A 14,353-nucleotide genomic window follows, 5' to 3' on the forward strand; every position below is an offset into this window, starting at 1 on the left:
CATTGATTAAAGATGAATAAATAGGTCTTAAGCTAAATTATTTATGCAGAACAGCTATTACTGCAACATTAGGGTGCAATAGAGTAAGCTTCATACACTATTTGCACCAAAATAATGCTTAACCATTTGAATATCATGATGACATAACGACAAAAGACCACCGGTAATATAACCAGGTGGCCTCTCGACTATCAGAAATTGGGATGGGATGAATAGCGATGGAGAATTAAAGTAGCCCAGGGAAAAGCGCCTTGATTCCGGTGACAATAAATTCGATACCTAATGCCATCAGCAGTAACCCCATAATACGGGTTATAACGTTGATACCGGTCTGCCCTAACAATCGCACCAATAGTGGTGCGGCACGGAATAAGAGCCAGCAACAAAACGCAAATAGAGCAACAGCAACGGTTAATCCCAGTAAGTTCTGCCAACTGTGGTAGCGAGAACTCCAGACAATCGTTGAGCTGATCGCCCCCGGCCCGGCCATCAATGGCAATGCCAGTGGCACGACACCAATACTTTCGCGAACCGCCGTCTCTGTTTTTTCCTGCTTGTTCTGCTTATCCTCACCGAGTTTGCCGCTGATCATCGACATCGCAATGCTGACAACCAGAATGCCACCGGCAATACGGAATGAGTCAATAGAAATACCAAATATCTTCAGGATGGCATCACCCAAAAACAGGGAGATCCACAAGATAATGGCGACCGAAAGGTTAGCGGTCAGGTTGGTTTTATCCCGCCCGGCAGCCGCCTGATAACTGGTCATACTGATAAATACCGGCAAAATACCTACCGGGTTAACCAGGGCAAATAAGCCAACAAAAAACTTGATGTAACCTGAAAGGTCCAACAGTGATTGACTCACACATCACTCCGCGAAATTGCTGATAAATACATCACAGATTACAGGTCATTATAACTAATGCCCCAAGACAACACCGCTTACGGCTTAAGGATAGAAAATTTGCAACGTAAAAAATATCACCATTTACAGACGCCAGCCGGCATAACTCCACGACTTGATCGTAGTTCTTTCCACTAGAAATAACCCTTAGGACAACACCACAGCAGATATCCGCGCTAATGTAATAGAATTAGCCACAGGAATCCATGGAATAAACCAGCATTTATATATGAAGAGTTCCCGCTATTTAAAATGATGATTATTGTTAATTTTCTGTGGTATTAGTGATGTTTTAACGTCATTAAGTGTCAATTTATAAGCGCAAATGATAATTACTCTCAACAAATAATAGCTGAATGGTGTCAGCTTGACGATTTTGTGATTTAAATCACGAAAAACATACCTAAGAATAGTTAAGCTCTGGTCAGTGGTAGAGAAGAACATCACTAAGAAATAGGGTAAAAGGTTGAAAGTAGCATTTTATCCCTAGCTTTATTCCTAGTGAAGAAAAAGCTCTTTCAGTAAATTAGCGGTAAGAATGAGAAAGTAGGGTATAAAAACTATCTCTATTTGTTCATACAGCATGCTAGAGCCTGTCTATACTAGCTGCTTCAACAGCTCATTTACTAAAAGAGTTTAACATTATCAGGAGAGCATTATGGCTGTAACGAATGTCGCTGAACTTAACGAGCTAGTAGCACGCGTCAAGAAAGCCCAGCGCGAGTATGCCAACTTCACTCAAGAGCAGGTTGATAAAATCTTCCGCGCCGCAGCCCTGGCTGCAGCAGATGCCCGTATTCCCTTAGCCAAACTGGCGGTAGAAGAGTCAGGTATGGGTATTGTGGAAGATAAAGTGATCAAAAACCACTTTGCTTCTGAATACATTTACAATGCCTACAAAGATGAAAAGACCTGTGGCATTCTGGAAGAAGATAAAACCTTTGGTACTATCACTATCGCTGAGCCAATCGGCTTAATCTGCGGTATCGTACCAACGACTAACCCAACCTCTACCGCCATCTTCAAAGCATTGATTAGCCTGAAGACTCGTAACGGTATCGTGTTCTCTCCACATCCACGTGCTAAAGACGCAACCAATAAAGCCGCAGATATCGTGCTTCAAGCCGCAATCGCCGCAGGTGCGCCAGCAGATATTATTGGTTGGATTGATGCGCCGACGGTTGAGCTATCTAACCAACTGATGCACCACCCAGACATTAACTTGATTCTGGCAACCGGTGGCCCAGGCATGGTTAAAGCCGCTTACAGCTCTGGTAAGCCAGCTATCGGTGTAGGTGCCGGTAACACCCCGGTTGTTGTTGACGAAACAGCTGATATCAAACGTGTTGTTGCATCAATTCTGATGTCTAAAACCTTTGATAACGGTGTGATTTGTGCGTCAGAACAGTCGATCATTGTTGTTGATTCAGTTTATGACGCGGTTCGCGAACGTTTCGCCTCCCACGGCGGCTACCTGTTACAAGGTAAAGAGCTGAAAGCGGTTCAGGATATCATCCTGAAAAATGGCGGCCTGAACGCAGCCATCGTTGGTCAGCCAGCGACTAAAATTGCTGAAATGGCTGGCATTAAAGTGCCAAGCAACACCAAAATTCTTATCGGTGAAGTTAAAGTTGTTGATGAATCAGAGCCATTCGCTCACGAAAAACTGTCGCCTACTTTGGCAATGTATCGTGCGAAGAGCTTCGAAGACGCTGTTGAAAAAGCAGAAAAACTGGTGGAAATGGGCGGTATCGGCCATACATCATGCCTGTACACCGACCAGGATAACCAGCCTGCACGCGTTAAGTATTTTGGCGATAAAATGAAGACCGCCCGAATTCTGATCAACACCCCTGCCTCACATGGTGGTATCGGTGACCTGTATAACTTCAAAGTAGCGCCATCACTGACGCTGGGTTGCGGTTCTTGGGGTGGTAACTCCATCTCTGAAAACGTCGGTCCGAAACACTTGATCAACAAGAAAACTGTGGCTAAGCGAGCAGAAAACATGTTGTGGCATAAACTCCCGAAATCTATTTACTTCCGCCGTGGCTCCCTGCCTATCGCGTTGGAAGAAGTGGCAACTGACGGTGCAAAACGTGCCTTCATCGTGACTGACCGCTACCTGTTCAACAACGGTTACGCCGATCAAATCACCAGCGTACTGAAATCTCACGGAATCGAAACTGAAGTCTTCTTCGAAGTGGAAGCGGATCCTACCCTGAGTATCGTGCGTAAAGGTGCAGAGCAGATGAACTCCTTCAAACCAGACGTGATTATCGCGCTGGGTGGTGGTTCACCGATGGATGCCGCAAAAATCATGTGGGTGATGTACGAACACCCTGAAACCCACTTCGAAGAGCTGGCATTACGCTTTATGGACATCCGTAAACGTATTTACAAGTTCCCGAAAATGGGCGTGAAAGCGAAAATGATCGCGGTCACAACCACATCAGGTACCGGTTCAGAAGTGACACCATTTGCGGTAGTTACCGACGATGCAACTGGCCAGAAATATCCATTGGCTGACTATGCATTGACTCCAGATATGGCAATCGTTGATGCCAACCTGGTTATGAATATGCCTAAGTCTCTGTGTGCCTTCGGTGGTCTGGATGCTGTTACCCATGCGCTGGAAGCTTATGTCTCTGTATTGGCTAACGAATATTCTGACGGTCAGGCCCTGCAAGCGCTGAAACTGCTGAAAGAGTTCCTGCCAGCCAGCTACCATGAAGGGGCAAAAAATCCGGTTGCTCGTGAACGTGTTCACAACGCCGCGACCATTGCCGGTATCGCTTTTGCCAACGCCTTCTTGGGTGTCTGCCACTCAATGGCCCATAAACTGGGTTCTGAGTTCCACATCCCACACGGTTTGGCAAACGCCATGTTGATCTCTAACGTTATCCGCTACAACGCGAATGACAACCCAACTAAGCAGACTGCTTTCAGCCAGTATGACCGCCCACAAGCACGTCGTCGCTATGCTGAAATTGCAGATCATCTGGGTCTGAGTGCACCGGGCGACCGTACTGCACAGAAAATTCAGAAACTGCTGGCCTGGTTAGATGAGATCAAAGCTGATTTAGGTATCCCTGCTTCAATCCGTGAAGCTGGTGTCCAAGAGGCTGATTTCTTAGCGAAAGTAGACAAACTGTCTGAAGATGCATTTGATGATCAGTGTACCGGTGCTAACCCACGTTACCCACTGATCTCTGAGCTGAAACAGATTCTGATGGATACTTACTACGGTCGCGAATTTAGCGAAGAGCTTGATGGTGAAGAGGTTGCTGTTGCAGCAGCTCCAGCACCTAAAGCAGAGAAAAAAGCTAAGAAGTAATACTCTTAATGTGCAAACCCCATTTTCGGATGGGGTCAATCACTAAAGAAATAACCCCCACTAGCAATCGTCTATTGGGGGTTTCTTTTTATCATCACACTTCGCCCTATTCTCTATCCCCAAGGGGCCACCACGGCGACTTGCCCCTCCCCTTTAGTCTCAGCCATAAATGAATAATCAATCCCGCTACACTCTCTAGCCCCACGCCCATTAGGCATGACAATGTTACCCACATTCGCCAATAGAGGGTGCTCAAGAAGAACTGACGTGACCCAATAATTGGCGTACCTCTAGGTTGCAATATCAGGATGGCACATTGGGTAAAATAGAGAGATAAACATCACTGTAAATGTTCTAACTAAGGATAGGGTGTAAAGCCGATGCTTTTAACCCAACACAACGTATTTAACAGCGCTGTATTGGGCGGTGTGGCATGAACGCATTAGAAGGCAAGTTACCCCACGACATACAACAAAAATCCCGTGAGACACCCTTTAGCGCATAATTAGCGCTTAAGGATAATGTTAAAGGCAAGCAGCTTTAATCGCCTCTTTATAGTGACGTCGGCAGACCGAGACATAGCTCTCATTGCCGCCAATAACAACCTGTTCGCCATCATGTACCGCTCTTCCCTGCTCATCCAGGCGCAATACCATGTTTGCTTTGCGGCCACAGTGACAAATCGTTTTTAACTCAACTAATTTATCAGCCCACGACAACAAATATTTGCTACCGGGAAATAGCTCGCCGAGAAAATCGGTGCGCAAGCCGTAACAGAGAACAGGGATATGCAATTCATCTACCACCTGACACAACTCTTGAACTTGCTCTTTAGTCAAAAATTGGCACTCATCCAGTAAAATGCAGTGAACCGATTTTTCCTGATGCGCTGTAGTGATAATGGATAATAGCGATGTGTCGTTATTATAGAGCAGAGCCTGCGAAGATAGACCAATACGAGAACTGACGGTCCCAACACCAAAGCGGCTATCTATCTCCGCCGTAAACACTAAGGTACGCATACCCCGCTCTTGGTAGTTATAAGAAGACTGCAACAGCGCGGTGGATTTCCCTGCATTCATCGCAGAGTAATAGAAATAAAGTTGAGCCATGGGCCCGTAACTCCAGTAGTATAATAAATAGTCATAGTGACGGCGTACAGATAGTCTATCATAAATTCACTCTTTACGTGGCGCAGACCATCGCTCTATATTACTGTTTTCTCTATTAAGTAATGATTGGATTAATGAAATTGATAGCACCTTCATTTGAAACTTCTCGCTATTATTAGGTACATTACATGACCAACTTCACAATATTGATACAGCGAGAACATACTGTTTGAACATTAACCAGATTAGAGAGAGAAAAGCCGCCGGGTTGGATATCCACTCCGCACGATTGGTTCATTAATGATACAAGTAATGTGCTGTCATGATTAATTCGTAAAATAGCGATAACAAATATTCTCAGAATCTGACAAATCCAAGACGGCACCCTTTTTTTCCTTACTGAATCTTTCGTAGCGCCTATATCAATATCCTGATTCTCTGTGTGCTCCGTTATTGTGCATACCAACATGGATAGAAGGCTATTTTTGCTTTATTGATATAAAGCAAACTTATAACTTAGTGAGAAAATCATGTTCTCGTGTAGGGTCATTAGCGAGCAAAATGAACTTTTACGTTAAAAAAACACGGCGAATAACAAGACTCCATCGCTTATTAGTAGCAAGCAGCAACTTTTCGCTAATAAAATACGTAAATTCGAGGATGCTAATCAAATTGGCTATTGCAGAAATTAAAATAGCACTCTATTATTATCCAGACGCCCCCCCACCAATTATAATTTGAGACCAGGACAATGAGCGAAGCGTTAAAGATTCTTAACAACATCCGTACTCTACGTGCACAAGCACGCGAATGCACTCTTGAAACTTTAGAAGAAATGCTGGAGAAACTTGAAGTGGTCGTTAACGAACGCCGCGAAGAAGATTCTCAAGTACAAGCTGAAATTGAAGAACGCGAACGTAAATTGAGCCAATACCGTGAAATGCTTATTGCTGACGGTATTGACCCAAATGAACTGCTGCAAACTATGAGTGCAACTAAAGCTACTACTAAAGCAAAGCGTGCTGCACGCCCAGCTAAATATAAGTATGTAGACGAAAATGGCGAAACGAAAACCTGGACAGGCCAAGGCCGTACTCCAGCAGTGATTAAGAAAGCCATTGAAGAAGAAGGCAAATCATTGGATGATTTCCTGCTGTAATAGTATTCGTTAATTTACTATTGCGATAAAAATACCCTCCTATAATACGGGGGGTATTTTTTTATCCGTCTCAAGTATCTCACCAATCATAGTTGAAGCCCCTACCGCAATTTCGATGAATTAACGTACAACCGGCAAGTCACAGTTGAGCTAAACATATCCACTTCGATAAATAACCTTCTGTTATCACTCTGTTTGTAACACCATAAGAATACTCTGTTAATTTATTGCATTGCAATAATTCATATAGCTAAAGTAACTGAACCTTTTCATAATTTTACAATATGGAAGAGTATTTAACTCAAACTGCGAACTGAGTTCACCCGGATGAGGGTTGAGTACAAAAAGGAAACACATTTGATTTTGTACCCAACACATAATCATTTTTTACGCTTATTTCACGCGATTAATCGACAAACCACGACCGATGCCATAATAAGTAAACCCTCGGCTATTTAAGCGATCTGGATCGTACAAATTACGCCCATCGAAAATAACTGGTTGTTTTAATCGAGACTTGACCACGTCAAAATCAGGCGCTCTAAAATTCTGCCACTCCGTGCAAATAATCAAAGCATCAGCTCCCTGTAGTGCCGACTCTTTTGTACCCATTAATTTTAGGTCATCTCTTGCACCATAAATGCGCTGAGCTTCATCCATTGCTTCTGGGTCATAAGCTTGAATAATCGCCCCGGCCTGCCATAGTGCCTCCATTAAAACCCGACTTGGAGCCTCACGCATATCATCTGTATTGGGTTTGAATGCCAATCCCCAAAGAGCAAAGGTTTTACCGGCAAGTTGTGAATCAAAATGATGCTGAATAAAATCTGTCAGTTTATACTTTTGTTCGTTATTGATTTGCTCCACAGCCCGCAATAACTGGGGCTGATAATCGCAACTTTCTGCTGTCCGAATTAATGCCTGGATATCTTTTGGGAAGCAGGAACCACCATAGCCACAACCCGAATAAATGAAATGGTAGCCAATGCGTGAATCAGACCCAATACCTTGCCGTACTTTTTCGACATCAGCACCAACTCGCTCCGCTATATTAGCGATCTCATTCATAAAACTGATTTTTGTTGCCAGCATACCATTTGCTGCATATTTGGTCAGTTCCGCGCTGCGCACATCCATAATTAGCAATCGGTCATGATTGCGGTTGAATGGCTCGTATAACTCGCTAATTAAATCAATCACACCATTATCATTCGTATCAATACCAATAACGATACGCTCAGGTCGTTTGCAGTCTGCAACAGCAGCCCCTTCTTTTAAAAACTCAGGGTTTGAAACCACATTGAAGGCTATTTCCAGGCCCCGCTGCTGTAGAACAGCTTTTATCCTTTGTTGCACCTTATCCGCAGTACCCACAGGGACTGTAGATTTATCAATGATGACTTTAGGGCTATCCATATATTTAGCAATGGTGCTAGCAACTTCCAGTACATATTTAAGGTCAGCGGCCCCATCCTCATCAGGGGGAGTACCCACGGCAATAAATTGAATACAGCTATGTGCAACACCGGCTTCTGCATCTGTTGAGAATCGAAGTCTGCCCTCCTCATAATTTTCTTTTACCAAAGGTGCCAGACCGGGTTCAAAAATAGAGATACGGCCTTTTTGTAGGTCAGCAACCTTTTTTGCATCGACATCGATGCAGAGAACATCATGGCCAACTTCAGCAAGTACTGCGGCCTGGACGAGTCCTACATAGCCAATACCAAAAACCGTTACTTTCATTCGTTCAATCCTTCAGTTTCAACAAAATAAGGAACCTACAGCCAACCATTATCAGGAACTAACCTTAAGTTAGCCTGAGGCGGCACGACCTTATTGCAGCGAATAATAAAATCTGATTAAAAATTCTCAGACATAAGTAAGGAGAAAAGTATATCAATCGATATTTCGCGCATCTCGCACATACTCATTGATTGATACAAATTAGGCCTATTTCAAAAGTCCGTTATAGAACCATTTATATTCGCTGGGAAAATGAGGTAAATAAAAGAGAGGGATACATTAATTATATGAACTAATTATTGTGCTACTTATACAAGAGATGAATTACTCATCGGCTGAAAGCATCAACCTTAAACGACTCCCGCCGCCCCAAACTTGACATTGCCACGCGTCACAACGCTGACTAATTTGATTTAAGTGAGCCGTTTTTAACGTACCTAATGGCACCCCATTACTGAGTTGAACCTGGTTTTTCCCTGCGCTAACATTGGCATGTAAACCCGCCGAGACCAAAATTAAATTCTGATACTCCACATGATAATAGCCAACGAGCAAGGGAAATTGCCCATCCAGATGGGTACGCCTTAATAGTTGATTAACCTGTTTGAGTAGAGATGACATTTGCGGCAAACGCTGTTGTTGATGTGCCAAATGCTCTTGTAAGATCCCGTTAAATAGTACGCGCAGTAGTAGTGCCGCTAAAACACCGTTATCTCCCGCACGGGTAACATCCAGACAATAAAAAGCCAAATCTTTATCTGATAATGCGGCGATATCAAGTACAAGTCCCGGTTGTTCAACCATGGTTAATTGCCGATAATTTATTCGACAATGCGCAATAGTCTGCTGTGCTGGTGGTTGTAATTGTTTTAATAACTGAGCAGCATCATGAGGATTTTTGCGTAGTGCTTCCCAGTCTTGAATAAGTTCTGTCTCTTCAATGGCATGTGAGGTAAATAGCGCAGGATAAAGACAGGCTAACACCACCTCACGCAAGCGATTCAGATCAACTATCGGCTTCAATAAGACGTCTTTTACCCCGAGGCGTAAGACTTTTGCGATATCCGTCATTTTATCGGTAGCTGATATAACGAGAACCGGGATTTTAACCCCTTGAATGAGTAAGCGTTCAACAAACTCAATCCCCCCCATTTGGGGCATAGCGAGATCACAAAGTATCAAGTCTGGAGACTCGATTTTAAGCTGTTCTAACGCCTCCAGTCCGTTTGCCGCCTGATGAACCACAGCGCCAAGTGAGCTAAGGAATTCTGCGATGACAGTACGAAAGACTGTTTCATCCTCGACAACTAAAATATTTTTACCTACTAGTGGTTTTTCCATGCACTGCTTCTCTTGCTAACCTTATACGTAATAGTGGCTCAAAATGATTGATTGTGCTTGTCAGAAACTGTCATGCGCTACCAGACTTTATTGACGCTAGTTTGCCGTTTCGTTGCTACCTAATTAAATGACGCAGTTGCTCAAATCTCTTCTCAGTGGCCAGTTTGCCAGCAGTAATAGCTTCATCTGCACGATGGAAATCCAGCATAGATATCTGTGGGCAATAAGGCTGGATCAACACATCAGGAGGATCGCCTGCCATGCGATTACGCTTCAACCTATTCTCCAGTACCTGTATTGATGTAGACATTATTTCCAGGGCGCTGGGAACTCTATTAGTCACACTGAGTGAAATATTGGCTATTCGTGCCTTCAGGCGTCGATGCCAATTTTCAGACATATCAGACGGTCTGTTTTCAAGGGAGGTTTGCGAAGAGAACAGATCTTGCTGAACAAGATGTGCATCATGTTGCAAATCAACGGCAATAACGACATCAGCCCCCATTGCTCTGGCCAGGGAAACAGGAACAGGATTAACGACAGCACCATCGACCAACCAATAACCATCGAACCAAACAGGGGAAAATAACCCAGGCATACTGCATGACGCCCTGATAGCCTGCTTAATATCCCCTTCTGTAAACCATAATTCGCGGCCTGTGGTTAAATTGGTGACCACCGAACCAAAAGGCAACTGACACTCGGCTATCTCCTGCACTTCTATTATGCTATTTACCGCGTTAAAAACCCGCTCTCCGCGCAACAATCCGCCACGGCGCCAGGACAAATCCATTAAGCGGATCACATCCCAGTAGTTAAATGAACGAACCCAGCGCTCCATCTCATTCAAGTGATCGCTGGCATAAGCTGCGCCAACCAGCGAGCCAACCGAACAACCCGCGACAACATCAACTTTTACACCCATCTCTTTCAGCACGTTTATAACACCAATATGTGCCCACCCTTTTGCAGCGCCAGCTCCCAGTGCCAGTCCAACCTTGATTTCTCTCATTTTATTTCGTCCATTTAATCGGTTTGGCACTGTATTCATCATCTGAACAAACCAGGTAAAGGGGATATCACCGACACAATCACTTAGCTCTTAAATTAGTGGGCAACAGTTTACCTGTCACTCAGAAGGAAAACGTATATTCCTCAATCTGAGTGATAGCCTGACTTAAAAAACTATAGTGAATATTTATCGTTCTGGTAAATTGCTACAAATAGTTTACATTTCATGACTAAAATATAGCGTAAAGAGCGAAGGATATACGGTGAATGTTGAAATATGCCAAACCGATCTGTTTAATCCTGAGCTTATTGCACTCATTTCTCAATTAGATGCGTACCAAAAGGCACTCTACCCAGTTGACAGTAATCATACTGAACCGATTGAGAGTATGCGTCTGATAAAACAGTTGCTTATTATGGTGAAGTTTTTGGCGGTGAGTCACTAGCTGATAGGATTATGAACGACTATTCAGTCAAGATTAACTGATTTTGTGGGGGGCATGATTGTGCTAATTAGCGATACAGAATAGCAATTATAATGGCGACAATTCAGGATAGATGCCTGAGATTAATCTCAATAAAAAGCTATGCGTAGCTGTAATAATATGAAATTCGATAAATAGAGAGTCTCATATTTATCGAATTTCACTGTTAGTCCTTGATGACTATAGCCTCTTTAACGCTATATCGAACCACCCAGGACATTAGAACACGTTACAGAATATTAATAAAACTATTATCCGTTGATAGTACCAAATGAAACACTCATTTTTTCAAACATTGCGATAACTTTATTGATCAATTTCATGGGTTGCTCCTGTAAATATCATTATTTTTATGTGATATACATCACAGTTATTAAGTTACGCCATAATGAAACGCCGGTCAACTATTTTTGTGACTTGAATCACAAAACTTCACCTCACCAAACACCTCCACTAAATGATCAACTTTGAACCTCAACTCGTGATTAGGTAAGATGAGCTGATATCTACTCAGCTTTTGCCACCCCCTATCTGTCGCTGACTGATGTTCAGCAGATATCGTGGCATGATGAATTGTTTCGGAGAAATTTTGTCAGAACAGTGTCCGTGCGGTAGTACCATTGAATATCAAAAATGCTGTGAACCTTATATCTTGGGTACTCAGATTGTGGCTAAACCTGCAATATTGATGCGCTCCCGTTATAGTGCCTATGTCAAAAAGGATGTGGATTACCTGATTAAAACCTGGCATCCAGATTGCGGCGCACAGGATTGGCGGGCGGGGATAATTCAAAGCTTTACCCAAACTTCATGGTGCGGGTTAACCGTCATCGCCGAAATGGCGGGTAGCCATGATGATGAAGCTTTTGTCGAGTTTATTGCCCATTTTACTGATGAAAATAGGGTACAGGTAAGCGCGATGCATGAACGTTCTCGCTTCCTTCGAATAAAAGAACACTGGTACTATATCGACGGAGTACGACCTTCCGTGGGTAGAAATGATCAATGCCCTTGCGGTTCAGGGAAAAAATATAAGAAGTGCTGCGGACTTTCACAATAATATTGCTTTTAAGCTTCGCAACATCAAAAACTAAACTTACATCACATCAAGTATTGCTAAGACAGGATTTACCACCTTATGCCACACCAGAATGTACAGAAGAAAGTGTTACGCACAATTTGCCCTGACGCCAAAGGCTTAATCGCAAAAATCACCAATATTTGTTATAAACATCAGTTGAATATTGTACAGAATAACGAATTCGTTGATCATTTGACGGGGCGTTTCTTCATGCGTACAGAGCTAGAGGGTATTTTTAACGATACCACTCTGCTGGCAGATTTGGACGATGCCTTACCTGAAGGCACTAACCGTGAATTGCACGCCGCCGGGCGACGTCGGATTGTTATTATGGTAACCAAAGAGGCACATTGCCTCGGCGACTTATTAATGAAGAGCGCCTATGGTGGTCTGGATGTCGAAATTGCGGCGGTGATCGGCAACCATGATGCACTACAGGTTTTGGTAGAACGCTTTGATATTCCTTTCCATCTGATAAGCCATGAAGGTTTGACTCGAGATCAACATGATCAACGCTTAATTGAGCAAATTGAGCAGTACCAACCAGACTATGTTGTCTTAGCTAAATATATGCGTGTTCTGACGCCTGCCTTTGTTCAACGCTTCCCTTACCAGATTATTAATATTCACCACTCATTCTTGCCCGCATTTATCGGCGCTCGCCCATACCATCAAGCATATGAGCGCGGTGTGAAAATCATTGGTGCTACTGCCCACTATGTCAACGATAGCTTGGATGAAGGCCCAATCATCATGCAGGATGTCATTCATGTTGACCACTCATATACCGCTGAAGATATGATGCGTGCTGGGCGCGATGTTGAAAAGAATGTTCTTAGCCGCGCCCTATATCGTGTTCTAGCACAACGTGTTTTTGTTTACGGTAACCGCACCGTTATTCTGTAAGCACGCAAGAAATCGATCTTTTTTGCCCATATAATCATCGGCGAGGACAAAAAAGCATCGAACAAATTATTTTTTTCATTTCAAGTCTTTACAGGGGCGCTTCATTTGATATGATGCGCCCCGCTTACCAAGAGAGCTTTGTTAAGTTGTTAGGCCAGTGGTGGGGTTCCCGAGCGGCCAAAGGGAGCAGACTGTAAATCTGCCGTCATCGACTTCGAAGGTTCGAATCCTTCCCCCACCACCATTTTGACCTTAAGTATTCAGATGATTTAGAAACTGAAATCACACTGTACATTAAGGGGAAGGTAAGAACCTTCGACAAGGTTCGCGCCGAACGCAGTGAGACAACGACGCAAAGCGGCGACCTAACAGGTGAGGAACGAAGTGACGAATAATCCTTCCCCCACCACCATTATTTTTCGATTAATGCGTAAGTAATAGATTCAATCACGGCCAAGTATCTTAGCTATATAACCACGAAATCAGTGGTGGGGTTCCCGAGCGGCCAAAGGGAGCAGACTGTAAATCTGCCGTCATCGACTTCGAAGGTTCGAATCCTTCCCCCACCACCATCTCTCCAGATATCCCTGACCTCCAGCAAAAAAACAGATCAAAAATAGCACCCATCGGGGAAGGTAAGAACCTTCGACAAGGTTAGCGCCGAGCGCAGCGAGACAACAACGCATCGCGTTGGCCCGAAGGGCGAGGAACGAAGTGACGAGTAATCCTTCCCCCACCACCATCTCTCCAGATATCCCTGACCTCCAGCAAAAAAACAGATCAAAAATAGCACCCATCGGGGAAGGTAAGAACCTTCGACAAGGTTAGCGCCGAGCGCAGCGAGACAACAACGCATCGCGTTGGCCCGAAGGGCGAGGAACGAAGTGACGAGTAATCCTTCCCCCACCACCATCTCTCCAGATATCCCTGACCTCCAGCAAAAAAACAGATCAAAAATAGCACCCATCGGGGAAGGTAAGAACCTTCGACAAGGTTAGCGCCGAGCGCAGCGAGACAACAACGCATCGCGTTGGCCCGAAGGGCGAGGAACGAAGTGACGAGTAATCCTTCCCCCACCACCATCTCTCCAGATATCCCTGACCTCCAGCAAAAAAACAGATCAAAAATAGCACCCATCGGGGAAGGTAAGAACCTTCGACAAGGTTAGCGCCGAGCGCAGCGAGACAACAACGCATCGCGTTGGCCCGAAGGGCGAGGAACGAAGTGACGAGTAATCCTTCCCCCACCACCATCTCTCCTGATATCTC

At 44.1% G+C, this 14,353-nt stretch carries 9 protein-coding genes, 2 tRNA genes and 5 other RNA genes; 11 read left to right on the forward strand and 5 right to left on the reverse strand.

The genetic code is table 11. The annotated features are described in order from the left end of the window. Nucleotides 1-226 precede the first annotated feature (226 nt). Nucleotides 227-871, reverse strand: a complete 645-nt coding sequence (locus FFE93_RS10830) for a YchE family NAAT transporter (protein ID WP_005277523.1) — start codon at nt 869-871, stop codon at nt 227-229. A gap of 697 nt (nt 872-1,568) precedes the next feature. Between FFE93_RS10830 and adhE the strand changes: the two genes are divergently transcribed. Next, nucleotides 1,569-4,247 (forward strand): bifunctional acetaldehyde-CoA/alcohol dehydrogenase, encoded by a 2,679-nt coding sequence (gene adhE, locus FFE93_RS10840; RefSeq protein ID WP_049600523.1) that lies wholly within the window; start codon nt 1,569-1,571, stop codon nt 4,245-4,247. Nucleotides 4,248-4,771: 524 nt separating this feature from the next. On the opposite strand, the gene FFE93_RS10845 is transcribed toward adhE, so the two are convergent. Continuing rightward, nucleotides 4,772-5,359 (reverse strand): thymidine kinase, encoded by a 588-nt coding sequence (locus FFE93_RS10845; RefSeq protein WP_049600526.1) that lies wholly within the window; start codon nt 5,357-5,359, stop codon nt 4,772-4,774. Between the two features lie 751 nt (nt 5,360-6,110). Between FFE93_RS10845 and hns the strand changes: the two genes are divergently transcribed. Continuing rightward, a complete protein-coding gene (gene hns / locus FFE93_RS10855; RefSeq protein WP_019210129.1) occupies nt 6,111-6,518 on the forward strand; it encodes a histone-like nucleoid-structuring protein H-NS in 408 nt (135 codons plus the stop codon). Between the two features lie 393 nt (nt 6,519-6,911). Here the strand turns inward: hns and FFE93_RS10860 are convergent, their stop codons facing one another. From FFE93_RS10860 to rssA, 3 genes are all read right to left on the reverse strand, one after another. After that, on the reverse strand, nt 6,912-8,261 hold the full coding sequence (locus FFE93_RS10860; RefSeq protein ID WP_005277533.1) for a UDP-glucose dehydrogenase family protein: 1,350 nt from the start codon (nt 8,259-8,261) through the stop codon (nt 6,912-6,914). 324 nt (nt 8,262-8,585) lie between these two features. Beyond that, the gene (rssB, locus tag FFE93_RS10865) at nt 8,586-9,602 is read right to left on the reverse strand and encodes a two-component system response regulator RssB (protein WP_005277535.1); all 1,017 of its coding nucleotides are present in this window, start codon (nt 9,600-9,602) and stop codon (nt 8,586-8,588) included. 115 nt (nt 9,603-9,717) lie between these two features. Continuing rightward, the gene (gene rssA / locus FFE93_RS10870) at nt 9,718-10,614 is read right to left on the reverse strand and encodes a patatin-like phospholipase RssA (RefSeq protein WP_032898562.1); all 897 of its coding nucleotides are present in this window, start codon (nt 10,612-10,614) and stop codon (nt 9,718-9,720) included. A gap of 1,073 nt (nt 10,615-11,687) precedes the next feature. Between rssA and FFE93_RS10880 the strand changes: the two genes are divergently transcribed. The 9 genes from FFE93_RS10880 to FFE93_RS10920 all read left to right on the forward strand — a co-directional run bounded on the left by FFE93_RS10880 (nt 11,688) and on the right by FFE93_RS10920 (nt 14,337). Next, the gene (locus tag FFE93_RS10880; protein WP_032898569.1) at nt 11,688-12,158 is read left to right on the forward strand and encodes a YchJ family protein; all 471 of its coding nucleotides are present in this window, start codon (nt 11,688-11,690) and stop codon (nt 12,156-12,158) included. 78 nt (nt 12,159-12,236) lie between these two features. Then, nucleotides 12,237-13,085, forward strand: a complete 849-nt coding sequence (purU, locus tag FFE93_RS10885; protein ID WP_054872084.1) for a formyltetrahydrofolate deformylase — start codon at nt 12,237-12,239, stop codon at nt 13,083-13,085. Nucleotides 13,086-13,244: 159 nt separating this feature from the next. Then, nucleotides 13,245-13,329, forward strand: a tRNA-Tyr gene (locus tag FFE93_RS10890). 41 nt (nt 13,330-13,370) lie between these two features. After that, nucleotides 13,371-13,497, forward strand: a non-coding RNA gene (locus FFE93_RS10895) — RtT sRNA. Nucleotides 13,498-13,572: 75 nt separating this feature from the next. Then, nucleotides 13,573-13,657: transfer RNA gene (locus tag FFE93_RS10900), tRNA-Tyr, on the forward strand. A 43-nt stretch (nt 13,658-13,700) separates the two neighbouring features. Continuing rightward, nucleotides 13,701-13,827: non-coding RNA, RtT sRNA (locus FFE93_RS10905), on the forward strand. 43 nt (nt 13,828-13,870) lie between these two features. Continuing rightward, nucleotides 13,871-13,997: non-coding RNA, RtT sRNA (locus tag FFE93_RS10910), on the forward strand. A gap of 43 nt (nt 13,998-14,040) precedes the next feature. Next, nucleotides 14,041-14,167: non-coding RNA, RtT sRNA (locus FFE93_RS10915), on the forward strand. Nucleotides 14,168-14,210: 43 nt separating this feature from the next. Continuing rightward, nucleotides 14,211-14,337, forward strand: a non-coding RNA gene (locus tag FFE93_RS10920) — RtT sRNA. Nucleotides 14,338-14,353 lie beyond the last annotated feature (16 nt).

This window comes from Yersinia sp. KBS0713 (assembly GCF_005937895.2).
GTDB lineage: Bacteria > Pseudomonadota > Gammaproteobacteria > Enterobacterales > Enterobacteriaceae > Yersinia > Yersinia bercovieri.

Excerpts from the sequence above, each read along its gene's own strand:
- rssB (WP_005277535.1), bottom strand. The coding sequence starts at position 9,602 with ATGGAAAAACCACTAGTAGGTAAAAATATTTTAGTTGTCGAGGATGAA.
- purU (WP_054872084.1), top strand. The coding sequence starts at position 12,237 with ATGCCACACCAGAATGTACAGAAGAAAGTGTTACGCACAATTTGCCCT.
- FFE93_RS10845 (WP_049600526.1), bottom strand. The coding sequence starts at position 5,359 with ATGGCTCAACTTTATTTCTATTACTCTGCGATGAATGCAGGGAAATCC.
- rssA (WP_032898562.1), bottom strand. The coding sequence starts at position 10,614 with ATGAGAGAAATCAAGGTTGGACTGGCACTGGGAGCTGGCGCTGCAAAA.
- hns (WP_019210129.1), top strand. The coding sequence starts at position 6,111 with ATGAGCGAAGCGTTAAAGATTCTTAACAACATCCGTACTCTACGTGCA.
- adhE (WP_049600523.1), top strand. The coding sequence starts at position 1,569 with ATGGCTGTAACGAATGTCGCTGAACTTAACGAGCTAGTAGCACGCGTC.
- FFE93_RS10860 (WP_005277533.1), bottom strand. The coding sequence starts at position 8,261 with ATGAAAGTAACGGTTTTTGGTATTGGCTATGTAGGACTCGTCCAGGCC.